This is a genomic window from Paenibacillus xylanilyticus (assembly GCF_013359935.1).
GTDB lineage: Bacteria > Bacillota > Bacilli > Paenibacillales > Paenibacillaceae > Paenibacillus > Paenibacillus xylanilyticus.
Genome location: NZ_JABMCB010000190.1, coordinates 236,316 through 261,629 on the forward strand (window position 1 = coordinate 236,316; position 25,314 = coordinate 261,629).

Genomic DNA, 25,314 nt, shown 5'->3' on the forward strand with positions numbered 1-25,314 from the left:
TGTCTACCCCTTCGGATTTAAAGTTTTGGCCATTTTGTTCATGACACCGACCACGACAAATGTAATGACAATCATAATCGCGGCAACGACCGAGGCCAGATACCAGTCGTTGAGGGTCATGGCGTTTTGATACAGGAACGTGGCGATGACGCGCTGCTTGCCTCCAAGGAGCGCTGGCGTCGTATACGCCGTAAGGCTTCCAACAAACACGAGCACGGCTCCGATGACAAGTCCTGGCACAGCCAGCGGGAACACGACCCGGCGGAATGCTGTAATGCGGGATGCACCCAGACTTTGCGCTGCCTTGAGCAGGTCATTGTCGATGTTCTCAAGCACACCAACCAGAGAAATGATCATCAGTGGCAGGAACAAGTGAGTCAGACCGATCATCATGGCTGCCGGCGTGTACAAGATATCCAGCGGCTTGTCCACGATGCCCAAACCAACCAGAGCGTTATTGATCAGCCCTTTACGCCCAAGAATGATCATCCAGCTGAACGAGCGCACGACCGGGCTTGTCAGCAGCGGGAAGATGGCCAATGCCAGCAGAATACCTTTGCGGCGCGGCGCTTTCTGCGAAATATAATAAGCTGTCGGAAATCCGAGCACCACACAGACGAGGGTGGTGACCACGCTGACCTGCAGCGTCGTAAGCAATATTTTCAAAAAGTAAGGGTCTCTGAAAAAATGCATGTATCCTTCAAACGTGAAGGAGTTTTCCTGGAAAAACGTTGATCCGATCGTCAGGACAATCGGAATGATCATAAATGCCGCCAAAAACACAAACCCCGGCAGCAATAGCCAGTAGATTACTGATTTCTTCATCGCGGTACTCCTGACTTTTAAGATGGTTTTATTCACACGTTAAAATCACAACTTTACACTTCGACACTCCGTGCCAGAAGAATCTTCCGATCGCTGTTATCCCCAGATTTTTTTGATCCTTTATTAAAGGGATAAAATCCGGGGATAGCTTATGCTTCCGAAGCAGCTTTCTTTCAGAAAGCTTTTAGGCGAACGCTTCGCTTCTCCAGCTTTCTTCTGTCACTTCGTTCCCGTGTAAACAAGAATTTAACTATCATAGCTACGCATTTAACGCGTTGATAAACAATTCAAGGAATGCTTCGGCGTCTACGGTTTCGCAGACGAGGGTGTTGGGCTGCTGGCCCAAACGGTTTTGAAAGTCGCATACCATCTGGCCATCGCACAGGCGGCTGGCTGTCTCGACATCCACGTAATAGGATTTGCGTCCAACCAGTTCCGGGGCGAGGGCAACGCCAACGGCCAGCGGGTCATGCAGAGCGCAAGCCCGGATGCCATTCATTTGCTCATAACGATTGATATAGATTTCGGTACTTTGAGCCACGTACGAACGCAGTGCAGGATCTGTGAGACGCTCAATTGTTGCTTCATTCAGCAGCGTTTGACGTGTTACATCCAGACCTACTTGTGTAAGCTTCTCAATGCCTGCGTGCAATACAATGCGTGCAGCTTCCGGATCAGCGTACGTATTGTACTCTGCCGTCGGTGTAATATTGCCATGTCCGCGAACAACGCCACCCATAAAGATGACTTCCTTCAATAATGAAGGCAGTTCTGGACACTTCAGCAATGCGAGCGCGAGATTTGTTAGTGGCGCAGTCATAATGAGTGTCAGTTCACCCGGGTACAGTTTGGCTTGCTCCACAATGAACTCCGGTGCAAAGCCCTCTTCCGCCTTTTTGGACACTGCCGGATCAGGCAGTGCTCCGCCCAATCCGTCCTGTCCATGTACCCGATGTTCATAATGCGATTTGCGGGTGAGTGGTCCTGCTGCTCCGGCAATCACCGGGATTTCGGGCGCACCCGCCAGTTCAAGAATTTTGCATGTATTATCGGTTGCCTGCTGGAGCGATACGTTCCCACAGACCGTGGTAATGCCGAGAATGTCCAGCTTCCGGCTTTTGACGGCCAGCAAAATCGCCAGTGCATCATCAATACCCGTGTCTACATCCAGGATGATGCGATTTAACGCTTCACTCATACGTGCTCAACTCCTCTACCCTTAATCGTGCTTGCTGCAAAGTTTATTGCTTCCGAACCTTCGTTTATGCTGTCGTTCTTCTTAAGCTTTATTCCATGATGCTTATTGGGCAATCTCACGGTTCCAACGATCTGTCCATGCTTTCGCTTGTTGATTCACGAACTCCATATCCAGCTTGTTCAGCTTCTCAACCACGTCAGCACCATACGTTACGCCTTCTGCCTCTTCAGCAGTCAGTTCAACCTTGGTGTTTACCGGGGAATCCACTTTGGCTTTGGCAGATTTCGCTTGCACATCCTGGCTCAGCTGCCAGTTGATGAATTCTTCAGCAAGCTCTTTGTTTTTACTGCCCTTCACGACATTGATTGTGTTCATCACGGCATATGCACCTTCGCTAGGTGTAACAAACTTCGCATTAGGTACAGCTGCTTTCAGATCCTTGAAGTACATTTCCATGATCGGTCCGCCTGCAATCTCTTCCTGGGAGAACATGTTCACGTACTCGGACGTTTGGCTGTAGAATTTCACCACATTGCCGCTCAGTTTTTTCAGTTCAGCAAATGCCGCATCTTCATTGAACGTATCATTTCCGGCTACACGGGAAGCTGCATCCACCACCATTGGTCCTGCCGTTGCCGTAATATTCGGGATGGTCAGGTTACCCTCGAATGCCGGGTCCCACAGGTCACTCCAAGAAGTCACTTCTTTGGAAACGAGGTCAGGATTGTAGGCGATACCGAGCTGTCCAACCGTGTAGGCCGGGCCATAATCTTCACCAAGCGGTGCTTTTGCGATATCATAAATGTCATTTACATTTGGAATTTTGGAACGGTCAATTTTCTCAAACAGACCTTCATCAATGCCTTGTTGTGCATAGTAGTCAGACAGGTAGATGACATCGACATTCGACGTGCCCTGACGAATTTTGTTCAGACGTTCAGCGTTATTGCCGACTTCAAGCACGATGTCTACATTATGTTCTTTTTCAAATGGGCCAAATACTTCTTCATTGAAGAAATCTTCGGAGAAGCCCCAAGTGGAGATCACCAGTTTATTTGCTGCTTTTCCCCCACTGCCTGATTCGCCTGTCGCATCATCCGTGCTGCTGCCACACCCTGCAAGTAATACCGATGTCATTGCAACTGCTGCCAAACCGCTAATCCACTTTTTCATCATGATCCTGAATTCCTCCTGAAATGTGTGATGTGTATAAAAAAAACAAAAAGAAAAGCATTCTTGTAAGAACAAGAACACTTTTCTTCGTAAACAAAGGAAAGCGACACCCGCTGCCGGTACATCATTGGTTTCTGCTTCAGAATCAATCCGAAGACAAACGCCATCATATGAAATTGTCAGGGACGATATAAACGGAACGTGCGCATGACCTGTATCGAACCAGTCGATCCACGTTATGCCTGTTCCAGGATGATATTCGTAATGGCCCACTGCGTGGACGCATCATAATCCCGTAATACAGCTTCGATTGGCAAACCCATGTGCTGCTCTAGCTTCTCCCGGAATTTCTTCTTATATAAGACAGACATGCGGAAGTCCACTTCCAGCTTTAAGCCGGGGGCCTCCCCTTCCAGGGCGTCAGAGCGTGGCGAACGACGGTGCTTGGCAAAGAAGGTCACAATATTCTGATCGACGGTCACTCTCAGGAGAGTGGTACCGAAGCCGAATAGTTCCTTCGAAATTTCGTTGTAATACTGGCACATCTTTTTCTTGCTTTCATTACTGTCCAGCAGTTCCATGAATTCACCTTCATCATTTACTACCGTACATTCGACGTGTTAACACGTTTGATTATACATAAATATGCGGTAAGAGGCAACCCAAAAGATATACTTAACATGCAAATAACACATAAAAGCGAACGATAGCCAAAAATACACTGAATTTCATATGCCAATTCTGCCGTAAACAAAACCTCGCTGCCTCAAGACTTCATATAATATTGTGGCTTAGAAATCCATTTTTGATACGCCACCTTACTCGAAGCCCCACCTTTCTCTGCTTACGCCCCGGTATGAATCAGACTGGCTGACCATACGATAGAAGTATATATCAACCATTACAATACTTGTTTCTCGCTTATAAGACCTCTCTAGCATTTGGGAAATAACGGATATTAATTCTACTGGAAACATAGACAAACTTCGGCACCACCCGTTAAAATGAGACAAAATGTCTATGTTACTTTAATTTATGAAATTGGAGGCTCATGCCATGAAATGCCCAGTATGTAATCATGAAAATGGAAATGCGCATTATTGCGAGAGGTGTGGTACAGATCTGACTCAGTCACCCTCTTCTTCTACCACTCCCCGCGACCACGAATCAGCAGCAGCTGCCGAATCGGAATATACGCGTTGGTCCAGTACGCAAGCAGCGCCTTCTACATCCGTTTCTTCCCGTACTCCCTCTGCAACACCGATTGAACAGACATATGACAATTCCGGTCCAAATAACCATTCATCGGATGGAGACAGTAACACGAATCAGTGGAGCAATGTCATGCAAAATGAGAAAATTCAGCAAGCCAAAGAAGTCAGCAAACAGTATTTATCCTATTTTCTTAGCGTACTAGCTCGTCCTTATCAGACCATGAAAACCGTTGGCGAACAACATGCACTGAACGGGTTGATTACGATGGCTCTTATCGCGATTCTGTCGTCTACATACTTTTTAATTACCTTCAGCCGCTTGGATATGGAAGGGGTATTTATAGCCGGGTTTATTCGCCCGCTGTTATTTACCGCCGTCATCCTGATCGTGGCTGTTATCCTGATCTACGCTGTATTGAAAATTGAAAAAGTCACGTTCCGTCCGAAGACGCTCGCAGCCCAATATGGTACGTTACTCGTTCCGGCTGTGCCATCGCTCATTCTGGCGAATCTGTTTATTTTCATCTCTTTCCGTGTCTCCATATTCTTTCTGGTTGTGTCCTATGTCATTCTATTTGCAGGCATGAACACGGTGCTGTTCCAGTATCCGCTCAATCGCATCAAATCAGCCTTCGATAGCATGTATGCTGTACTTATTGCCAACGTTGTTTTGCTCTATATATTGTACCGTTTTCTCACAAGCACCATTATTGGTATTCTGGGCATGATGCTTTCGCCTTTTGGGCGTTTGTAATCAGCATTTCATATTATTAATTTTCATCTCAGAGAGACCCTTCTGCATCGTTCAGAAGGGTCTCTTTTCGTTTCCCAATCCATGATTGCACTGGCATCTTCGATACACTATAATGTGTAGTGCAAACCTTATGTTTGTATTTACGTACCGAGGTATTTCATTTTTTTCCTGAAGACGGGTTCTCATCGCAGTTCAACACTACGTAATGTAGTGAAATAATGCTATTTCCATTTTAAAAAAAGAAAGAAGAGGATCAACCGATGAATCACGATATGAATCACATGCAAATGAACCACGAGGCAGGCACATCCTATCTGTGGCTCATTGTGGGTGCAGTTCTGCTGCTGCTTTCCATTGCAGCTTATATCCTTGCGTCACGCACACAGGGCAAAGTACTGAGTCATATGAAAAAAGATGAACGAGCCACAATCAAAAAGAAAAGTCGATCCATCCGGCTGGCTGCACACTCCTTGCTCGGGGTGTCGATCATTGTCCTTGTTCTTTTCTTCATGCAAGGTGCATTTACCAAGTATAATGTGGCTGATCTTAATGCGAACGCTACGATTGATGTAACAGATGACCCCTACTATGGTGCAGAACACACGGAGGAACCTATTGATTACGAGATGACGATCCCCACTTCAGGGCCTCATAATCCGCATGATATCAAATTTGGTTTTTACACCGATTTCCCGGGTTATCCTTATCTTGTCCACAATCTGGAACATGGAGATATCATCATTTATTACCGTGAGAATGCAAGCGATGACCTGAAAGAGCACCTGAAATATCTCACCAAGTTCCGGGAGGCAGGAGCCGGTATCCTCGCTGTCCCGAACAAGGATATTCCAGAGGGTAGTGAAGTCGTGGTGACCGCCTGGACCAAAACGATGAAGCTGGACCAATTTGATGATGCAAAAGTCGGCACATTTATTAACCAATATATTAACCAAGGACCGGAAAAAATCCCTGCCTCCATTCGCCAGGGCGGCGGCACCATGTAATCACTACCGACCTTACAACCTTTAATTGCATAAAAACATAAAAAGCCGCACGGCGGAAACCAGGGAAAATCCTTGGCTGTCCACCTGCGGCTTTATTGTATTGTAATAACAGTACAACCCTGAAGTTGTCTGAATTAATAGCGCTGCGGAGCAGCTTTTTTACCCAGATCCGTCATATACGTGAAGAACGCCTCTGGATCGGTATCGTATACCAGTTCTACTGGACGTCCGTCAGCTTGCTCTACCGTGCGGCCCTGGCTTGGACCATCCGGAATCACGATGCAATTCACGGTTTTCTTTTTCACGATGTCTTCGCGTCCAACGGAAGCCGTTGTCAGCACGTCCCACAGATAATATGTGGAGTTCGTCTCACTGTAAACCAGTGGCGGGCATCCTGCATAGCAGTTCCCCAGGAAATCAACACCTTCGTAGCGGCGCTCAGCTGCCCAGCGATTACGCACAGCAGGTGTAAGAGGTACTTTGTTTGTACTCTCCAGTGCAACCAGGTCAATCTGAATACCGCTTTCCCATACACGGTAAGCTGCTTCCGGATCCCAGAATACGTTCCATTCCGCTGTGCCGTCATGCTCAGGCTCTTCCACGTTCCCTCTTTCGAACGTACCGCCCATCCATACCAGCTTATCGATTTTCTCTTCGATGTCCGGTGCTTCGTCGAGTGCACGCGCGAGGTCTGTCAGTGGGCCTGTGAACAGAAGCAGCGTTTTGCCTTCCGTGCTGCGCACTTTCTCAATCAGGTGCTGGTGAGCCGGAACGGATGACAATGGGGCTTCCATTTTGCCAGACTCGTTCAGGATAGGTAGTGCATCTACATAAAAGGAGTGCAATCTCCAAGCCGCAGGAAACGGATTTTTACCTCTGGAGTTGGATTTGGATACTTCTACGGAATATGTACCGAAGCGATCAATAATTTTACGGCTGGCATCTGTGGCTGGCTCCAGATATCCATCTGCCGGAATAACCGATACACCTGTAACTTTTACATTGTCCATCTGCAGAAGCATGAACAGCGATACGAGGTCATCCACGCCGCCGTCATGGTTAAAGTACACATTAAGTTGGTTCGTCATTGCTTGCTTTCATCCTTCCCCTGGTTGTCCCTATGATGTTATTCCATCCGTCAGCCCAAGACCAACGTTCCTTCTATTATGTCCCAAAACCCTGTTATACGTAAACCTTCCCCACGGACTCGCCATAAAAATGCGGACAGTGCCGTTGTTCGCACTGTCCGCATCTCTACATCCATGACGCGCTCATTTTGAGCGAAGTCTTGGTTCGGTTCGTCCTGAATCCCCACTATGGATTACATGGAGGATGTTTGCTTCTCGCCCGATTCCTCAGCGATCGGCTTGTATTTGCCAGGCCAGAATGCCCATTTGCCCAATAAGGTGGTGATGGCAGGCACCATGAACGGGCGAACAAGGAACGTATCGAGCAGCACACCTGCTGCCGTAATAATACCGAACTGCACCAATACCTGAATCGGCAGTGTTGCCAGTACGGCAAACGTTCCCGCGAGAATCAGTCCGGCTGAAGTAATGACCGACCCGGTCTCGCCAACACCTTCCTTGATCGCTTGGCGAAGGGGCATCGTTTTACGTTTCTGCCAGATGCTTGAGATCATGAAGATGTTATAGTCCTCACCAAGTGCTACCAGGAATACAAAGGAATACAGTGGAATCGCACCCTGAATAGCATCTGCACCAAGTCCATAATGGATGATGAGCCATCCGAGTCCAAGGGCCGAGAAGTAGGAGAGCACCACGGTGGCAATCAGATATGCCGTTGCGACCACAGAGCGCAGATATAACAAGAGCAGCAGGGTGATCATCCCGATGACAACCGGAATAATGATGCTCGCATCCCGTTCTCCGGTAACTTCAATGTCGTACTGCTCAGCAGTCTGACCATCGATCCAGACATGACTGTCAACACTCGTCACTCCTGCGTCGGTCAATGCCTGTTCAGCCGTTGCACGCAGATCCGGAATATGCTGCATCGCCTCCATGGAGTATGGATTCAGATTGAACTCGACATCATAGGCAGTGATGTTGGCATTCTCTGCACCCTGCTGGGCATCACCCACCTTGCTAACATAATCCAATGCTTCAAGACGCTGCTTCAGATCTGTTTCCTTGCCCTCGGCATCAATAATCACCGTGGCTGGGGCCAATTCGCCCTCGGAGAATTGTTCCCCAATAACGGTAAACCCTTCACGGGAAGGTACATCTTCCGGGAAGGAAGACAGCAGGTCATACGTGAATTTGATCTGACTTGAGAAGGCAGCAAGTCCACCGAGCAGTATCAGCGTAATGGCCAGAACGGTCCATGGCTTGGTGATGACTGTGCGGCCAATCCAGCTTTCCTTGATTTTGCGTGGAGCTGGAGCCGGTTTACCTTTTTTCTTGGCACGCTCCACTTCCATATCGTGCGTACGAGGTACGAACGGGTAGAATGATCCCCGACCGAAAATTGCAAGCAGTGCCGGAACCAGCGTCAAACTGGCAATAAACATGATGAAGATGGACAAACTGAATGGAACGGCAAAACGGTGATACGCACCGTACTCAGCAAGCAGCAATACCAGCAGGGCTGCAACGACGGTGAATCCACTCATGGCGATCGCGCCGGATGATCCGGTTATTGCCTGGAAGAGTGCCTTCTTTTTGTCCGGCTCATGATAGAGAATCTGGCGGAATCTGGAGATCATGAACAGGCAGTAATCCGTTCCTGCTCCGAACAACAATACGGTCATAATGGAGATGGACTGTGCATCAACTGTAATCCAGCCCTGATCCGCCATAAATCCAAGAATCGGACTCGTGACCATGTAGGCGAAACCAACCGCAATAATTGGAATGATTGCCAGTACCGGTGAACGGTAGATCAAGAGCAGCAGTACCAACACAAGCACAACCGTCGCAATCAACAGAGACACGTCGGCCGATGAGAAAAGCCCGCTCGCATCAATAGAGATACCTACAGGTCCGGTGACCCGTGCACTTAATGTATTAGCATCATCAATGGCAGCATCAAACGGGTTGGAGCCAAAAATGTCTTCCGTTTTTTGTTCAACTGCCTCGATGCCTTCCTTGAGCTGCTCCGAATCGGCACCCTCATTGAAGAAGAGCGGCATAACCAGCGTACTTCCATCCTCCGACAGTTGACCCTTCAGCGCCTGTGGCGGCATTTGATACAAAGGTACAACCGCTTGCTGCTGCTCCACTGGATCCTGATCCAGCCGCTCTGTCAGCGCCTGAATCTGTTCGATCTGCTGATCTGTCAGCCCACCGGCTTGACGCCAAACGATTAATGCAGGCAGCCCTTCCCCACCGGGAAATTCTCTTTGGGCAACCGCAGCCGCCTCTACCGATGGTTTGGAATCACTCAGGTCCTGCGCATTATTCGTTTCACGCTCGCCTACGGCTGGCCACACCATACCGAGCACAACCGCAATGATAATCCATACCAACAGCGTAATCCATTTGCTTCGTTTGCCGGCAACCCAGCGACCGTAGCCTGATCCTTCTTGCATCGTCTCTTCATCTCCTGTTCTGTTTCTATGAAGCCCTATTGTATATGAATTGTAGAAATGAACCACGGGTCATAGTATAATCGAGTTAATTATATATACCGGAAGGTTAATTATGCAATACTAATTTTATGAACACTTTATGCCAAGATAATTTTATGTAAAGAGGTATGCCGCATGAATAAAAAAACAACGCCACCCCGCTCGCCGGGAAGACCCAAAACAGGTGCCGATCAAACATCGGTCCAGTCCAAAATACTGATGACTGCTTCGCAGTTATTTATGGAATATGGTTATGAACCCGTCTCTCTCCAGCAGATTGCTTCGCAATGCCATGTGACCAAAGCATCCATCTATTACCACTTCTCCAGCAAACCGGAGCTGTTCACTGTTGCCATTACGCGAATGATGGCCATGGGCATGCAGCAGACTGCGCTTCGACTGGAGGAGCCGGGTACATTGCAGCAGCGACTGGAGAATGTTGCAGCAGCAAAAATGCAGCAGTCCCACGTGGATACCGAGACCATGATGCGTGAAGCGGAGACCTACCTGAATGCCGATCAGCTCACCCAGATCCGTGAAGCCGAGATGCGAATCTTTGATGTTCTCGCTGCACACTTCAAGCAGGAGATGGATAGCGGTTATCTGCGACCCGCCAATTCCATGCTGCTCGCTCATGCGTTTACGTCCCTGCTTATGCTGGCCAATCGTGAAGATGTACGCACTATGCATGGAAGCATTGAAGAGCTGGCTCATGAGCTGGTTGCTTTGTTTTTGGATGGAGCTGTTCAGAAAAAGTGAAGTGTACAGCATTGGAATATACCCATGTCAGTATCCTTGGTCGATGAATTTACATTCCGTAGAGGCATAGCATATGTTATTTGTGATGTCTACGCATTTAAATCTTTTAGGAGGAATTACTCATGTCCCAACAAACACCAGCCCCACGTGTTCCCCGTCTGCTTCAGACAGAACGGATCTATCTGCGTCCATTTGAGACGACGGATGTGGATGCCTATTTCCCCGGACTGTTTGACGCGGAGATGCGCAGGCTTACTGGAACACAGAACAGTTTTACCCGCACGCAAGTTGGAAAATTTATTGAGAATGCAGGTCAGGATGATTCACGACTCATGCTGCTGATTGCCTTGCAGGACAATGATCAGATTATTGGCGAAGTTGCCCTGATGGACATGCATGCCAAGAATCGAAGTGCTCACGTCCGAATCGGCATCGATCGTGCGGAGCACCAGGGCAAGGGCTATGGCAGCGAAGCGCTGCTGCTGATGCTGGATTACGGTTTTGGCATCTGCAATCTGCACCGAATTGAGCTTGAAGTGTACGCCTTCAACGAGCGGGCCATTCGAGCGTATGAGAAGCTGGGCTTCCAGCGCGAAGGTACACGAAGAGATGCACTGTACTATAACCATCGATATCATGATGCCATTCTGATGAGTATGCTGGAGCATGAGTTCCGGGAAAGACATACCGCAGGATAATTTACAGAGCGAACTCGACAAGATTGAAGTTTAATGTTTGAAAAAAGAAAAAACGGAGACTAATACCCATCCCCGGTCAGAAAAGTCAGATGACCCGCCAGCACCGACAGCTCGGCGGGTGTCTTCATATATAATTCGCCATCCGTATCGGCTGACATAGGTGCATCCGTCCGCAGCTTCAAAGTCGAAGCCTTCAAGTAACTGATACTTTCGTTCTGGGGCTGCCAATCTCCCTCCGGTTTGTGCGAAAGGATCTCTCGCAGCAGAGGGATGCCCGTCTCATGAATAACAAGGACATCGAGCTCGCCGTCCTGAAGCGCATCCGGGGCAAACGGCAGCGAATTGGTTCCCAGAAACCGCCCGTTAGCCGCATAGATCATGACGGCTTCGCCTTCCATTGTTTTGCCATCCGCCTCCATCTCGTAATGAAAAGGCTTGGTATTGTTAATGGTTTGCAAGGTACTGATGAAATAACTGAGCTTGCCCAGCGTACCTTTCAGATTGGAGTTAATATTCTGCGATGTATCACTGATTAATCCGATGCCAAAAAAGTTTGTGAACACCCGGTCATTAGCCCGCCCAATGTCGATGGATACAGCGTGCCCCTCAAGCATCTGGCGTGCCGCGGTCTCCACATCCGGTGATAGTCCGAGAGAACGCGCAAAATCATTACAGGTGCCGCCAGGCAACACCCCGATCAGCGGTGGATTCTGCAAATCAGCCAGTCCATTCACACATTCATGCACCGTACCGTCTCCACCCAAAATAAACACAACATCAAATTGCTCTCCACGTTCCCGGCACAATGCTTCGCCCTCTCCAGATTCATCTGTGCGAACAATGACGAGTTCACGAACGGCAGGCGCAAGTACCCCGGCGGCAGTGCCCACAGCATCCACGCGACTCGCTTTTCCGGCATGGTTGTGATGAATTAACAACGCTTTGTTAAATGTCATCGCTCTCTTCCTCCGTTCCAATGCTTGTTTACCCTATAACCGCTAGGGTTGAAGCAGTAACAGCCTTAAACCTTAAGCCACTTTCAAAATTCGGGCAACAAGTCACTGGGAAGCCTGCTGTTCGGGGTGGTGAATGGCTCCGGCAAAGACCCATGCTCCGGTTGCCCCATCCACCACTGCAACCATGAATGGACGGTTAACCTCCATCTTGACCGGGTCTGTGGGGGGAGCACTCCCAGCCCGCATCTCCACCAATGTTGAGGCAGCCGCTACGGTCCCTTGCTCATTCACTTCCATTACCGCTCGATGAATAACTTGACCGATATATGCTTGCCAGTCTGGTCCCCGCGGGATCATTTTCGTAAAATCGGCATCATACGGGTCAAAGGCCTTTTCCATACCAAGCTGCTGTAAAGCTTTTTTTAGATTGATTCCATACTCGGCGCGAAAACGCGGCAAAGACAAGTCCACCAGCTTAAATTCAGCTTCTTCTTCTTCCAACCTTTTGGGATGTTCCTCCAGCTGTTGCTGGACTTCTTCCAATGTACGATCCTCCCTTGGTAGCACAACAAGCAGATGCATTTGTCCGTTCCCATAGGGCAGCCGAATTGCCTGCCAATCCTCATTTTCCGTGTAATGAAATTGCTTCGACTGTTGCATCATCGGCACAGACACAATGCTTCCATCTGCAAGCAGGAATTCGTCACGTTTTGTATGCTCAGGTTCAAATTCATTCATCCAATTGCCGTTAAATGCTATGGCATTCACTAGAATCATTAGTGTTTCCGGTACAGGCGGTTCCTGCATCATCTGAAGAATCTTGCCACGGGTATGCTGTTCCACCCATTGATTAATTTCGTCTTTGGCCCGTTCCGGTTGTGTGTGTAATGGCGAGATTTCGGCTTCAAATGTCTGCTGTAATGATGCTTTATACACTTCTTCTACCGTAATTCCTTCCTTAATCCACATGGCATTGGCAATCTCGATCTGTATGCCGGCACCTGGATGCGTCAAGAACTGATGCATTGCTGCTTGGGCAGTACTCAGCTGCTCTTTATTCCATTCCGACCAACCCATCACTTCTGCCATTTCTCGCCGTGTTTCTCCATTACTCCCATAGTATGCCATGCCCATCCCCGCTGCGATACTATACGGAGAGATCAGCAGGTTTTCTCCAATCGATGCCTCCTGAGTCCCAAGCTGCCTGATCAGTTGCAGACCCAACCTGTTCATTGCCTGGATCTGTTCCGGATGGATCTCTTTCAGAAGAGCTCTTCGTTCATCAGCAGATAATTCCTGAATCGGTTTGGTTTCCATTCTGCTCTGGTCCTCCTGTTCTGAACAACTTGTAATCAACAGCCAACAAACACAACATAATAACAGGTGTAAACATAACCGGGCATGCATCATAATCCCCCCATATCCGTAATACTAGATAGCGGTCACGGCAAATGGTTATTTCCCTTTTTTTACTAAACGCAAGATTGAGATGAAAGGTTACTCCGCACCCTATATTCCATCCTACTTGAGAAAGCACCATTCAAAACAAGTTAAATCGGTTATATCTATACCATATACGAATGGAGGGATTCCCTATGATTCCGGCAACGTTGGAACAATTGGAGCAAGTTCGCAAGGAATGCCGTACGATGGTCCGCAAAAGAGCTACCGCTTCCGCGGGTACCACTCTCGTCCCTTTACCTGGCACAGACGTACTGGCCGATGTGGGGATGCTTATGCAGCTATTGCCTGCCATTAACAATAAATTTGGATTGTCGCAAAAACAACTCGATGGCATGGACCCCGAGACCAAGTCCATGATTTACGGATTCGTAATGTCCATCGGAAGCAAAGTGATCGGGCGCATGGTAACGAAGGAACTTGTTGTACATGTACTCAAACGGGTCGGGGTACGTGTAGCCACCAAATCCGTTGCCAAGTTCGTCCCGCTTGCAGGCCAAGGTCTCGCCGCAGCTCTCAGTTTCACAGCCATGCGCTATGTGGGGAATAAACATGTCGATGACTGTTATGAGGTTGTGAAACGCATGATCGAACAGCGTGAGCGGATTCCGGGCGAACCCGCGCCTGCTGCGCTTGATGAAGCGAATACGAACGAGAAGCTGGAGGAGAAAACGGATGCCCATGATTCTGAAGACAAACCTGTGGCGGAGTCCAAAGAACAGAGATTAACTTCACGGCAGAAACAATGATGCGCAACACAAATAGCCGGGACACCCCTCAGGGCAGTCCCGGCTATTCATTTATATCGAATGCAATCAGATTGCCTGTGGCTGCTGCTCTGCAAACTGGCTGTTGTACAGATCCGCATAGAATCCTTGCTGTGCCATCAATTCCTCATGATTACCCTGTTCGATTACATTACCGTGATCCATGACGAGGATGAGGTCCGCGCCACGAATGGTAGACAAACGGTGAGCAATCACGAAGCTGGTGCGATCCTTCATGAGGTCATTCATCGCTTTCTGGATAAAGATCTCGGTCCGTGTATCCACACTGCTCGTGGCTTCATCCAGAATAAGAATGGATGGGTTCGCCAAAATGGCTCTAGCAATTGTCAGCAGCTGTTTTTGTCCCTGAGAGATATTCGATGCTTCTTCATTCAGCACTGTATCATAACCATCAGGCAATGTACGGATAAAGTGATCGGCATGCGCCGCATCGGCTGCCTTAACAATTTCCGCTTCTGATGCACCTTCACGTCCATAGGCGATGTTATCCCGAATGGTTCCATTGAACAGCCATGTGTCCTGAAGGACCATTCCGAACAGGCTGCGCAGTTTACCGCGTTCCATGTCCCGGATATCAACACCATCAATCGTGATCCGGCCATCCTGAATTTCGTAGAAACGCATCAACAGGTTGATCAAGGTTGTTTTACCGGCTCCAGTTGGTCCCACAATGGCTACGGTCTGACCCGGTTTAACATCGATGTTCATATTTTTGATAAGAAGTTCATCCGGTTTATATCCAAAGTTAACACCCTGGAACGCAACCGCACCTTTAGGCTGCTGTAATTGCACGGGTTGGTTGGACTCAGCCACTTCTTCCTCTTCATCCAGCAATTCAAATACCCGCTCCGCCGAAGCGATGGTGGATTGAATGATATTAGAAATGTTCGCAATTTGGTTAATCGGCTGTGTGAATTGACGAGAGTACTGCGTGAAGGCCAGAATATCCCCGATCGAGATGGCTCCGCGTGTAACAAAGATCCCGCCGACCACACAGATCAGGACATAACCCAGGTTACCGACAAAGCTCATGAGCGGCATGATGATCCCTGAGATAAATTGGGCTTTCCAACCGGATTCATACAGCTCTTCATTGACCTTCTCGAATTGCTCTACCGATTGTTCTTCGCGTCCAAATGCTTTTACGACCTTATGTCCAGTGTACATTTCCTCGACATGTCCGTTCAGCTCGCCAAGTGATTTCTGCTGACCAGCAAAATGTTTTTGCGAACGGGATGCCACCAGCATCACAACGATTACGCTTAATGGCAGTGTCAAAATGGTAATCAGTGTCATCCAAGGACTAATCGTCAGCATCATGATGATTACCCCAACAATCGTTACGACAGAAGTAATAAACTGTGCCAAACTCTGCTGAAGCGTATTACTGATATTGTCCACATCATTGGTCGCCCGGCTGAGCGTCTCCCCATGGGTGCGGGAGTCAAAGTATTTCAGAGGCAGCCGGCCAACTTTGGCACTGATCTGCTCACGCATGTCATATACAACACGCTGGGCAACGCCAGCCATCAGGTATTGCTGAATATACATAAATGCTGCACTGAACAGATACAATCCCAAGAGCAGATACAACACTTTCATTAATGCAGGAAAATCAATACCTGCCCCCTGAATGCCCTGCAGAATGGCAATGGCGCCTTGACTCAATATATCGGTTCCTTCAGCCATGACCTTCGGACTGATAATGCTGAACACGGTACTCAGAATCGCTGCAACCAGTACACCGAGCAGGCGGTAACGGTGTGGCTGGAGGTAATGAATCAGCCGCCGCAGAGTACCTTTAAAATCCTTCGGCTTCTCACCCGGTGGACGCATGCCCATACCGCCTCCCGGATGTCCTGGTCCGCCAGAGGAACGAGGTGATTTGCTTTTTTGTCCGGTACGTTCACTCATGCGATCTCCTCCTCTGTCAGCTGGGATGATACAATTTCACGGTACACTTCATTATTCGCCAGCAGCTCTTTATGTGTGCCGGAACCGACAATGCGTCCTTCATCCATCACCAGGATCCGATCTGCATCCATAACTGTGCTTACTCGCTGTGCAACAATGAGTACTGCCGCTTCAGTCGTTTCGGATTTCAGCGCAGCACGAAGTTTGGCATCTGTTTTGAAGTCCAGAGCGGAGAAGCTGTCGTCAAAAATATAAACTTCCGGGCGGCGAACAAGTGCGCGTGCAATGGACAAACGCTGTTTCTGTCCGCCAGACACGTTATTACCACCTTGAGCAATAAGGCTGTCATACCCGTCTTTCATCTCAGAGATGAAGTTCTCCGCCTGAGCGGTCCGAGCCGCATGGATGACTTCCTCCATCGTGGCATCATCCTTGCCGTGGCGAATATTCTCCGCAATCGTGCCCGTGAAGAGGACTGCCTTTTGCGGCACAAAGCCAATTTTCGCTCGCAAATCCTCCTGACTAAGTTCACGTACATCCGTACCGTTTACCCGTACGCTGCCTTCCGTTACATCATAGAAACGAGGAATAAGGCTGAGCAGTGTGGACTTCCCTGATCCCGTACCGCCAATAATGGCTGTTGTCTCACCAGGACGGGCTGTAAACGAAATGCCTGACAGTGCAGCATTCTCTGCTCCCGGATAACGGAATGTAACATTGTCGAATTCAATGGTGCCCTGCAGGGATTTCATGCTGCGAGGCTGCTCGGGATCACTGAGGTCTGGCTGCATATCCAGCACTTCGTTGATCCGTTCTGCGGAAGCAGAAGCTCTTGGAATCATGACAAAGATAATGGAAACCATAATCAGCGAGAACATGATCTGCATCGCATACTGGATAAACGCAATCAGGGAACCGATATCCATATTTCCACTGTCTATGCGCTGTCCACCGAAATAGAGAATGGCAATCATCGAGAAGTTCATGACCAGCATCATAACCGGCATTAATGTCGCCATCAGCACGTTGACCTTGATGGAAGCATCTCTCAGATCCGTGTTCGCCCCGTTGAAACGAACGCGCTCATGTTCTCCCCGATTGAAGGAACGAACCACCCGAATGCCTGTTAATTGTTCACGCAAAACCAGATTGAGCCGATCCAGCTTCTTCTGGATTTGTTTGAACAAGGGGAGACCTTTAGCACCAATCAGTGCAATGGCTCCAGCCAGTACAGGCAGGACTACGAGAAAAATGGTGGATAATTTGGCGTCCTGGGATACGGCCATAAAGATACCACCGATACACATCATCGGAGCCATAATCATCATGCGCAGCATCATCGTTAATACGTTTTGAACCTGTGTAATGTCATTCGTTGTACGTGTAATTAGTGAAGCTGTGCCGAGTTTATCAAACTCCTGCAGCGAGAAATTTTCCACATGGCGAAATACCCGGCTGCGCAATTGTTTGGCAAATCCACCTGCTGTACGGGATGAGAGGTAACTGGCTATCACGGAACAAGCCGTTCCCGCGATGGCGATCACCAGCATCCAGCCACCAATCTGCCAGATGTACGGGACATCTCCTTTGACGATACCAAAATTGACGATATCGGCCATCAAGGTTGGCAGGTACAGCTCGGCGAGCGATTGCAGCAATACCAGACCCAAAATGAATATAATGGGGATTCGATATGGCTTGAGCATGCGAAACAGTTTCATCATGGCGTATCATCTCCTTCTGTCGATTGCTCCTTTTGCAGGGAAGCGAGTGTATCAAAAAAGGTATATACCTTCGTCAGCAGCTCAGCTAGCTGAGTGCTGTCTTCCTTTCCCAGATGCTCAACCAGTCTGTTGAATATTTGCATGCGCTCTTCGTGAGCAGCCCGTATAATGTCACGGCCCGCTTCCGTAATTGTAATGCGCACGGCACGGCGATCCTCCGGATCCATCGTTCGTTTAACCAATCCCTCGTCTTCAAGGCCACGAATTACAGGGGTAATCGTAGGCGATTTCACTCGCAGCAACGCACTGATTTCCGATACCTTCAGTCCCTGTTGATTTTCATTCAACTCTCCCTCGAAATCGGGAGGATTATCTCTCCAATCCAGACGTTCTCCCGGATGTGAACCGTGGAGCAAACACGCCAACACCATAATTTCATTATGGTTACGCCCATGGGGTTTATGGTGTCTCCATTTACCCTTATTAAACTGCATGATGGAATACAGCAGCTTCTGGGCTACCGGATCCAGATCCGTCATGTATGGTTCCTCCTCCTTTTTAACATTCTCAGTACATTCTCAATTAATATAGGGTTACTATTAAATAGTTAATCAATTAAATAGTATATCAATTAATTAGGTCTACTAATTATATTTCCATCAACGGTGAAAGTCAAATGACTAAATTACACCAAAAAAACCGTGGCAGACCGCCACGGTTTTGAATGAATTTAGCTAATCATGACTGCGAAGCAGAAACGGTTTTGAGCGCAGAGGAGAACGGGAAATACTCCTTGGCATTGTTGTAGGCAATACCCTGAACAATCTGACCAAGCAGATCCATGTCATGCGGCGCTTCTCCTTGTTCCACCCATTCCCCGATCAGGTTGCAGACCAGACGGCGGAAATATTCATGCCTTGTGTAGGAGAGGAAACTGCGAGAATCTGTCAACATGCCCACAAAGCGGCTGAGCAGACCCACATTCGCCAGTGCCTTCATCTGAGCGAGCATGCCGTCCTTGGTATCGTTGAACCACCATGCTGCGCCAAGCTGAATTTTACCCGGAATGCCACCACCCTGGAAGCTGCCGATAATGGCTGCAAGCACCTCATTATCCCGTGGATTCAAGGAGTAGAGGATTGTTTTTGGCAGTGCCTGCTCTTGCTCCAATGCATCCAGCAGACCGATCATCGCTGAGGACAGCGGCGTATCATTCACGGCATCGTATCCGGTATCCGGTCCAAGCTGAGCGAACATCCGGCTGTTATTGTTGCGGGCCGCATTGATGTGGAACTGCATCACCCATCCTCGCTGTGCATACAGTTTGCCCAGGAAGGTCAGCGTGACGGTCTTATATTTGTCCTCTTCCTCCCGGCTCACTTGATGACCTGCAAGTGCTTTGGCAAAAATGGCCGCCGCTTCTTCCCCTGTTGCCTTGCCATATGGCACATAATCAAGCGCATGGTCGGACACTCTGCCTCCTACGGAATGGAAGAACTCCACCCGGGATTCCAGCGCTGAGAGGAATGAATCATAATCGGAGATGGCTGTACCTGAAGCCTGAGAGAGCTTGCCCACCCATTCGATGAAGGTATCCCGGTTCAGTTCAAGTCCTTTGTCCGGACGGAAAGAAGGCAGCACCGCAGTATCAAAGCCTTCGATCTCCTGAATCTTCAGATGATACTCCAGGGAATCACAGGGATCATCGGTAGTACACACAACAGTGACATTGGATTTCGTAATCAGGTCACGTGCGCCAAATCCCTCACTGTTCAGCTTGGCATTTACTTTTTCCCAGATCACTGGAGCACTGTCTGCGTTCAACACTTCATACACCCCGAAGTAACGCTGCAGCTCCAGATGAGACCAGGCATATAACGGGTTGCCAATCATCATCGGTACCGTTTTGGCATAAGCCAGGAAGCGATCATAGTCGGTCACTCCTTCGCCGCCGGTAATGTATCGTTCTTCTATTCCGTTCGCTCGCATCAAGCGCCATTTGTAGTGGTCCCCGTATAACCAGGCTTCTGTAATATTGCCAAATGTTTTGTTCTCGTAGATCTCCTGTGGACTGAGATGGCAGTGATAGTCAATAATCGGCATGTCCTTGGCATAATCCTCATATAACTTGACAGCCGTCTCATTGTGCAGCAAAAATTGTTCATCCAAAAAAGACTTCATTCGCTTCGCACGCTCCCTTTAGGTGAGTTTACGTTCATATGGGTACACATCCCAAGCTTTACGCTACACTGTTTCCTCTCAAAGTTCAATAAAAAATGATAGCGTATTCAAAAAAGGTTGATTTAGGCATATGTCCTGCAACAATGTATACTGATTTTAGTGGTATATATGCTGATCTGAAGATGATAGAAGGAGATGAAATCGATGAAAATTACATTTCTGGGTACAGGGGATATGTTCAGTGTGGAGCAGTACCACAACAGCATGCTGGCCGAATTTGGAGGAACCCATTTGGTTATTGATTTTCCGGAATCGAATGCCAAAGCCCTTAAAGAGTATGGGTTTCCTATGACCGATATCCATAATGTATTTATCACCCATTTGCATGAAGATCACATTAATGGAGTACAGATGCTCGGATATTACGCACAAATTGTGGGTGACCGCAAACCACGCCTGTTTATCCACGAACAGCTAGTTGAGCCGTTATGGAGTATTCTTTCCCCAGGCATGCGCTACACAACGGATGGCGAGCGTACGATGAGTGATTATTATGATATCGTACCCTTGCCGGATGGAGGCACATTTGAATTGGGCGGCGTGACGTTTGAGACCTTCCGCACACAGCACGTTCCGGGCATGGTCAGCAATGGCATTCTTGCAAAGCCCTACTTCTACTATAGTGCAGATAGCACGCTGGATCAGGAACGAGTGGAGCAAGCTGCCCCTGATGTGCAGCTGATTTTCCATGAATGTCATATGCATGATCTGGTGATCAAATCACATACCTCATTGAAGGACCTGGAACAGCTGCCTGCGGAAGTAAGGCAAAAGACTGTCTTAATGCATTATCATGACGAATATGCAGATGTGAGTAACCGGGAACGGTTCAACCGCGAGCATGACCTGCGTATGGTCGGCACATTGGAATCCTTTGAGCTGGATATGTAAATATGCACAAAAAACCACCTGTTGGCATACCATCGCCGTCTCAGGTGGTTTTAACCGTTTATATCTTCTTATTTCAAAAATATCTTACTCTGTTGCACTTTCCTCGCCAGGCAAAGCCCATACGGATAAACCTCCGCCACACACATGGAAAGTAGCCCATCCGTCTTTCTCGATGGTGATGCTATCTTCACAACTATGTGTCAGATCCGTCCACACTTCTCCCGCGCGGTGCTCGCCGACAAACATTCGTTTCTCGCCATCATCCCCATTGGAGATTACTACCGCACAACCGGAACCCGGCAAATCCTTCACGCCACGGCGTACCCACCCAATCGTATTGGGATGATCGAAGTAATCCTCCTGCTCCCCATAAGCTATGTTATAGCGGGCAGACAGCAGAATGTCCAAAATCTCCTTCTTGCCCTCAACGGGCTCCGGACCGCCAATTCCATAGTAATCCCCGTAAAAGACAACCGGGTACCCGTCACGACGCAGCAGGGTCAGTGCGTACGCGCTGGGTTTAAACCAGTCATCAATCCACGATTCCAGCGCTTCATGCGGCTGGGAATCATGATTATCGACAAACGTTACGGCATGCGTTGGATGCGTCTGAACCAGCGTGTCATCGAAAATTTTGGACAAATCGAAGTCCCTTCCTGCCAGTGATGCCTCATGCAGCTTGTAGTGAAGAGATACATCGAACAGGTCAATCTGATAGTCCACCGTATCCAGGAATTCACGGCATGCGTCAAGATTGGAATTCCAGAACTCGCCTACGATGTAGAAATCCTGCCCCCGCTTGCGGAGCATCTCTGCTGCGAATTCCTTGATAAATTCGTGGTTGATATGTTTGATCGCATCCAGCCTGAAACCGCTGCACTGCAGCGTATCGATCAGCCATTTTCCCCATTGGAGCATCTCCTTGCGGACCTCGGGGTGATTGTAATCGATGTTAGCGAACATCAGGTAGTCATAGTTGCCGAACTCATCATCGACATTCTGATTCCAGTTCTTGTTCTCACCTGCGATGCGGAATATGCCATTGCGTTCTTTCCTTGCATCAAAGTCCGTACCGTTAAAGTGTTCGGAGCTCCACTTGAAGGAAGAATACTGGTTCCCACGGCCCGGGAACGTGAATTTGGTCCAGCCCTCAATTTCGAATGGTTTGGAAATTTCCTTCAACCGGTCATTGGGATCCACTTCAATCACTTTGATAACTTCTTTCTCGTCCGCACCTGCCTTGTGATTCATCACCAGGTCGACATAAACGGCCACGCCGTTTTTCTGACACTCGGCAATGGCCTCCACCAGTTCCTGTTTGGTTCCGTACTTCGTTCGTACGCTGCCTTTCTGGTCGAACTCACCCAGATCGTACAGATCGTAAACACCATAGCCGGTATCTTCCGGGGTAATGGCCTTGGTCACAGGGGGCACCCATACCGAATCAATGCCGTTGGCTTTCAGCTCCGGAGCCATTTGGGCCAGTCGTTTCCAATGCTTACCGTCTGCAGCCAAATGCCATTCAAAAAACTGCATCATCGTATGATTTCTCTTCATCAAAAACCGACCTCCTTGATTGCTTTCGAAGCGGACGTTGGAACGGATATGTATTCGCCCTTGTTCGTTCGTTTGCTATCCAAGTAATACCCTTTTTGACCCATGCTTCAATCACTTAAACCGAGAAGTTATCCGGACGACGGCGAAATGCGCTTGTAGTCCTGCCACTCCTCCGGCAGAAGGGAACGATATGGTTCCTGGGTGAAACGATCATCCACCAGCACAAGCACACCGGTATCTTCTTCCGTCCGAATTAATCTGCCGCCTGCCTGCAGCACTTTATTCATACCGGGAAAAACATAGGCATAATTGAAGCCATTGCGCCCTGAACGGTCAAAATAATCACGAAGTACGTTGTTTTCGAGCCCAATCTGAGGAAGTCCAGCACCCACGACGACAACGCCGTTTAGACGGTCGCCCGGCAGATCCACCCCTTCCGAAAACACGCCCCCCATCACCGCAAATACCAATCGCGTTCGTTCCGGATGGGGCTGGAATGCATTCAAAAACTGCTCCCGTTCCAGATCATTCATGCCTTGCTCCTGCATAACCGTATCAGCCTCTGCGGGGAACTGCATGTAGGTTTCATAAACTTCACGCATATAAGGATATGATGGGAAAAAGACAAGCAGGTTGCTGCGCGGCCACTCGGCTACCAGCTGGCGCAGCATGTTTGCAATCGGCTGTCTGGAACGTTCACGGTCCTTGTAGCGGATGGATAACGGCAGCAGCCTTACATCCAATTGTTCCCGCTGGAAGGGGGAAGGAATACGCAGGGTATAATCCTCTTCTTCCGCACCAAGCATGTCCCGGTAATAACGCAGCGGCGACAAGGTTGCCGAGAAATGAATGATGGAGCGGAATCCCTTCGCCGTCTGACGCAGAAGCACGGATGGATCGAGACAGAACAGCTTCACCCTCACTTCACTTCGCACACATTCGGCATAGGTGACGAATCGTTCATCATACAGCTTGGCAATACGCAGGAAATTCTGTGCCGTGAAGTAGGCATCCAGCAGCAGCTGATCTGTTTCGGCATTTCCTGAACCGCCTTCAACAAGGTTCTGCTCTGCAACCATGACAAACGGCTCCAGCAATTCGATCAGTTCTTCCGGCGCCTCTTGCTGCAGCAGCTTGCCCTCGTCACCTCCGTTTTTGCGAAGGGTAATCAGGTATTTATCAATGGCCCTGGCATGATCAGTAATGGCCTTCGCGGCTGTCACACCGTTGCCCAGCGCTTGAAACTCCCTTTTGACATCCAGAAAAACAGCCTTCTCCAGCTCTGCCGAGAACATCATTCGGCCGCGATCGACCAGATTGTGTGCCTCGTCGACCAGCAGCACGGTTTTGCGTTTTTGCTCCTCCAGCATGCGTTTCAGAGATATACGCGGATCAAAAATGTAGTTATAGTCGCAGATGACAGCATCGGCAGCGTACGCTGCATCGAGCGAAAATTCGAATGGACATACCCGATGCTTGCGTGCGTACTGTTCAATAACCGGGCGAGTCATTAACGTCTCATGTTCCAGCATATCCAGCACGGCCCCATTAATACGATCATAATACCCTTCACACATGCCACACTGTCCGGCATCACATGCTTCCTCTTCCTTGAAACAGATCTTGTCCTTTGCAGTCAAACTGATGACATGCATGTTCAGCCCTTCTGCCTGCATCCTTGCAAAAGCTTCTTCTGCTGCAACCCGTGTCGTGGTTCTCGCCGTCAGATAGAACAATCGACTGGCTTCACCTTCACCAATGGCCTTGACGGTAGGAAACAATACAGACATCGTTTTGCCAATTCCGGTAGGCGCCTTCGCCATTAATCCTTTGCCTTCACGAATGGTCTGATACACCGCTCCTGCCAGCTTGCGTTGCCCTTCCCGATATTTTCGAAACGGAAACGGAAGTTCTTTTACCGTGATATCACGCTTCTCTTCGTAAGCAGCGATCATCTCGGCATACGGAGCATATCCAGCGATGACGTCTGCGGCAAATTGTTCTAGCTCCTGACGTTCCAGCATGCGGCGGAATCTTCTCTCCTGGTTGGTCACGGTCTGAATATACGTGAGCTGCACTTGCATTCGGGGCTCATCATGCTGAACAGCATACATATATGCATACATGATGGCCTGCGCCCAGTGGACCGGAAGTCCGTCACCCAAATCGTCCAGGCTGCTGGCCGTTGATTTGATCTCATCCACTGTGAGCTGACCCTCCAGACGAATCAGGCCGTCACAACGTCCTTCCACTACATAGATCAAATCCCCATGCTGGATTTCAGCTTCGAGCACGACTTCTTTCAGATCTTCTTCCGTATAATCCTTCTGCACCCGCTGATGAATCCGTGTTCCTTCCTGCATCGATGCATTGGAGCGGAATCCGGGACGAATGCTGCCGCTGCGATATACATATTCAACCAAAGGCCTGACTGATATTCGAATGGTATTTAACATGCGATCACCCGTTCTGTTTTAGTCTTCCTACTTTATCATGAAAAGACCTGACCAAACCAGCCATTCCGCAGATTGGACTCGTCCCTCCCCATATGCTATGTTGAGGGGG

General features: G+C 48.8%; 20 protein-coding genes. 6 read left to right on the forward strand and 14 right to left on the reverse strand.

The window, feature by feature from the left end; genetic code table 11:
• Window positions 1–3 precede the first annotated feature (3 nt).
• The 4 genes from HP552_RS18050 to HP552_RS18065 form a co-directional block, all read right to left on the reverse strand.
• Complete coding sequence (locus HP552_RS18050; RefSeq protein ID WP_095290986.1) at window positions 4–825, reverse strand: ABC transporter permease; 822 nt, start codon at window positions 823–825, stop codon at window positions 4–6.
• 259 nt (window positions 826–1,084) lie between these two features.
• A complete protein-coding gene (locus tag HP552_RS18055) occupies window positions 1,085–2,023 on the reverse strand; it encodes a nucleoside hydrolase (protein WP_175396798.1) in 939 nt (312 codons plus the stop codon).
• 102 nt (window positions 2,024–2,125) lie between these two features.
• The gene (locus tag HP552_RS18060; protein WP_175397066.1) at window positions 2,126–3,196 is read right to left on the reverse strand and encodes an ABC transporter substrate-binding protein; all 1,071 of its coding nucleotides are present in this window, start codon (window positions 3,194–3,196) and stop codon (window positions 2,126–2,128) included.
• 236 nt (window positions 3,197–3,432) lie between these two features.
• Window positions 3,433–3,777: a Na-translocating system protein MpsC family protein gene (locus tag HP552_RS18065; protein ID WP_095290982.1), complete on the reverse strand. Its 345-nt coding sequence runs from the start codon at window positions 3,775–3,777 to the stop codon at window positions 3,433–3,435.
• Between the two features lie 475 nt (window positions 3,778–4,252).
• Between HP552_RS18065 and HP552_RS18070 the strand changes: the two genes are divergently transcribed.
• Both HP552_RS18070 and HP552_RS18075 read left to right on the forward strand, forming a co-directional pair.
• On the forward strand, window positions 4,253–5,164 hold the full coding sequence (locus tag HP552_RS18070; protein WP_175396799.1) for an MFS transporter: 912 nt from the start codon (window positions 4,253–4,255) through the stop codon (window positions 5,162–5,164).
• A 260-nt stretch (window positions 5,165–5,424) separates the two neighbouring features.
• On the forward strand, window positions 5,425–6,168 hold the full coding sequence (locus HP552_RS18075) for a DUF3105 domain-containing protein (RefSeq protein WP_175396800.1): 744 nt from the start codon (window positions 5,425–5,427) through the stop codon (window positions 6,166–6,168).
• A gap of 134 nt (window positions 6,169–6,302) precedes the next feature.
• Here the strand turns inward: HP552_RS18075 and HP552_RS18080 are convergent, their stop codons facing one another.
• Together HP552_RS18080 and HP552_RS18085 are read right to left on the reverse strand one after the other, a co-directional pair.
• Window positions 6,303–7,256, reverse strand: coding sequence for a nucleoside hydrolase (locus HP552_RS18080; protein WP_175396801.1), 954 nt, complete (start codon window positions 7,254–7,256; stop codon window positions 6,303–6,305).
• 233 nt (window positions 7,257–7,489) lie between these two features.
• On the reverse strand, window positions 7,490–9,721 hold the full coding sequence (locus HP552_RS18085) for an MMPL family transporter (protein ID WP_175396802.1): 2,232 nt from the start codon (window positions 9,719–9,721) through the stop codon (window positions 7,490–7,492).
• A gap of 174 nt (window positions 9,722–9,895) precedes the next feature.
• Between HP552_RS18085 and HP552_RS18090 the strand changes: the two genes are divergently transcribed.
• Together HP552_RS18090 and HP552_RS18095 are read left to right on the forward strand one after the other, a co-directional pair.
• Complete coding sequence (locus HP552_RS18090; RefSeq protein ID WP_175396803.1) at window positions 9,896–10,519, forward strand: TetR/AcrR family transcriptional regulator; 624 nt, start codon at window positions 9,896–9,898, stop codon at window positions 10,517–10,519.
• Between the two features lie 122 nt (window positions 10,520–10,641).
• Window positions 10,642–11,217 carry a GNAT family N-acetyltransferase gene (locus HP552_RS18095; protein WP_175396804.1) on the forward strand — a complete coding sequence of 192 codons (576 nt, stop codon included), beginning with the start codon at window positions 10,642–10,644 and terminating at the stop codon, window positions 11,215–11,217.
• 59 nt (window positions 11,218–11,276) lie between these two features.
• On the opposite strand, the gene HP552_RS18100 is transcribed toward HP552_RS18095, so the two are convergent.
• The gene (locus HP552_RS18100) at window positions 11,277–12,173 is read right to left on the reverse strand and encodes a diacylglycerol/lipid kinase family protein (RefSeq protein ID WP_175396805.1); all 897 of its coding nucleotides are present in this window, start codon (window positions 12,171–12,173) and stop codon (window positions 11,277–11,279) included.
• A gap of 102 nt (window positions 12,174–12,275) precedes the next feature.
• Entirely contained in the window at window positions 12,276–13,490 is a 1,215-nt protein-coding gene (locus HP552_RS18105; RefSeq protein WP_175396806.1) for a serpin family protein, read from the reverse strand.
• 278 nt (window positions 13,491–13,768) lie between these two features.
• Between HP552_RS18105 and HP552_RS18110 the strand changes: the two genes are divergently transcribed.
• Entirely contained in the window at window positions 13,769–14,383 is a 615-nt protein-coding gene (locus HP552_RS18110; protein WP_175396807.1) for a hypothetical protein, read from the forward strand.
• Window positions 14,384–14,449: 66 nt separating this feature from the next.
• On the opposite strand, the gene HP552_RS18115 is transcribed toward HP552_RS18110, so the two are convergent.
• The 4 genes from HP552_RS18115 to uxaC form a co-directional block, all read right to left on the reverse strand.
• Window positions 14,450–16,336 carry an ABC transporter ATP-binding protein gene (locus HP552_RS18115; RefSeq protein ID WP_281366081.1) on the reverse strand — a complete coding sequence of 629 codons (1,887 nt, stop codon included), beginning with the start codon at window positions 16,334–16,336 and terminating at the stop codon, window positions 14,450–14,452.
• On the reverse strand, window positions 16,333–18,060 hold the full coding sequence (locus HP552_RS18120) for an ABC transporter ATP-binding protein (RefSeq protein WP_175396808.1): 1,728 nt from the start codon (window positions 18,058–18,060) through the stop codon (window positions 16,333–16,335). Before HP552_RS18120 ends, HP552_RS18115 begins: the two co-directional genes overlap by 4 nt.
• Window positions 18,057–18,599 carry a MarR family winged helix-turn-helix transcriptional regulator gene (locus tag HP552_RS18125; protein WP_175396809.1) on the reverse strand — a complete coding sequence of 181 codons (543 nt, stop codon included), beginning with the start codon at window positions 18,597–18,599 and terminating at the stop codon, window positions 18,057–18,059. Before HP552_RS18125 ends, HP552_RS18120 begins: the two co-directional genes overlap by 4 nt.
• Window positions 18,600–18,798: 199 nt before the next feature.
• Window positions 18,799–20,241 carry a glucuronate isomerase gene (uxaC, locus tag HP552_RS18130; protein ID WP_175396810.1) on the reverse strand — a complete coding sequence of 481 codons (1,443 nt, stop codon included), beginning with the start codon at window positions 20,239–20,241 and terminating at the stop codon, window positions 18,799–18,801.
• A gap of 204 nt (window positions 20,242–20,445) precedes the next feature.
• Between uxaC and HP552_RS18135 the strand changes: the two genes are divergently transcribed.
• Window positions 20,446–21,192 carry an MBL fold metallo-hydrolase gene (locus tag HP552_RS18135; protein ID WP_175396811.1) on the forward strand — a complete coding sequence of 249 codons (747 nt, stop codon included), beginning with the start codon at window positions 20,446–20,448 and terminating at the stop codon, window positions 21,190–21,192.
• 84 nt (window positions 21,193–21,276) lie between these two features.
• Here HP552_RS18135 and HP552_RS18140 read toward each other — a convergent pair whose 3' ends face one another.
• Window positions 21,277–22,749, reverse strand: a complete 1,473-nt coding sequence (locus HP552_RS18140) for an alpha-amylase (protein WP_175396812.1) — start codon at window positions 22,747–22,749, stop codon at window positions 21,277–21,279.
• 128 nt (window positions 22,750–22,877) lie between these two features.
• Window positions 22,878–25,205 (reverse strand): ATP-dependent DNA helicase, encoded by a 2,328-nt coding sequence (locus HP552_RS18145; RefSeq protein ID WP_175396813.1) that lies wholly within the window; start codon window positions 25,203–25,205, stop codon window positions 22,878–22,880.
• Window positions 25,206–25,314: the final 109 nt, after the last annotated feature.

Coding starts and splice junctions, on each gene's coding strand:
- HP552_RS18050 (WP_095290986.1), bottom strand. CDS start 825: ATGAAGAAATCAGTAATCTACTGGCTATTGCTGCCGGGGTTTGTGTTT.
- HP552_RS18055 (WP_175396798.1), bottom strand. CDS start 2,023: ATGAGTGAAGCGTTAAATCGCATCATCCTGGATGTAGACACGGGTATT.
- HP552_RS18060 (WP_175397066.1), bottom strand. CDS start 3,196: ATGAAAAAGTGGATTAGCGGTTTGGCAGCAGTTGCAATGACATCGGTA.
- HP552_RS18065 (WP_095290982.1), bottom strand. CDS start 3,777: ATGGAACTGCTGGACAGTAATGAAAGCAAGAAAAAGATGTGCCAGTAT.
- HP552_RS18070 (WP_175396799.1), top strand. CDS start 4,253: ATGAAATGCCCAGTATGTAATCATGAAAATGGAAATGCGCATTATTGC.
- HP552_RS18075 (WP_175396800.1), top strand. CDS start 5,425: ATGAATCACGATATGAATCACATGCAAATGAACCACGAGGCAGGCACA.
- HP552_RS18080 (WP_175396801.1), bottom strand. CDS start 7,256: ATGACGAACCAACTTAATGTGTACTTTAACCATGACGGCGGCGTGGAT.
- HP552_RS18085 (WP_175396802.1), bottom strand. CDS start 9,721: ATGCAAGAAGGATCAGGCTACGGTCGCTGGGTTGCCGGCAAACGAAGC.
- HP552_RS18090 (WP_175396803.1), top strand. CDS start 9,896: ATGAATAAAAAAACAACGCCACCCCGCTCGCCGGGAAGACCCAAAACA.
- HP552_RS18095 (WP_175396804.1), top strand. CDS start 10,642: ATGTCCCAACAAACACCAGCCCCACGTGTTCCCCGTCTGCTTCAGACA.
- HP552_RS18100 (WP_175396805.1), bottom strand. CDS start 12,173: ATGACATTTAACAAAGCGTTGTTAATTCATCACAACCATGCCGGAAAA.
- HP552_RS18105 (WP_175396806.1), bottom strand. CDS start 13,490: ATGGAAACCAAACCGATTCAGGAATTATCTGCTGATGAACGAAGAGCT.
- HP552_RS18110 (WP_175396807.1), top strand. CDS start 13,769: ATGATTCCGGCAACGTTGGAACAATTGGAGCAAGTTCGCAAGGAATGC.
- HP552_RS18115 (WP_281366081.1), bottom strand. CDS start 16,336: ATGAGTGAACGTACCGGACAAAAAAGCAAATCACCTCGTTCCTCTGGC.
- HP552_RS18120 (WP_175396808.1), bottom strand. CDS start 18,060: ATGATGAAACTGTTTCGCATGCTCAAGCCATATCGAATCCCCATTATA.
- HP552_RS18125 (WP_175396809.1), bottom strand. CDS start 18,599: ATGACGGATCTGGATCCGGTAGCCCAGAAGCTGCTGTATTCCATCATG.
- uxaC (WP_175396810.1), bottom strand. CDS start 20,241: ATGAAGTCTTTTTTGGATGAACAATTTTTGCTGCACAATGAGACGGCT.
- HP552_RS18135 (WP_175396811.1), top strand. CDS start 20,446: ATGAAAATTACATTTCTGGGTACAGGGGATATGTTCAGTGTGGAGCAG.
- HP552_RS18140 (WP_175396812.1), bottom strand. CDS start 22,749: ATGAAGAGAAATCATACGATGATGCAGTTTTTTGAATGGCATTTGGCT.
- HP552_RS18145 (WP_175396813.1), bottom strand. CDS start 25,205: ATGTTAAATACCATTCGAATATCAGTCAGGCCTTTGGTTGAATATGTA.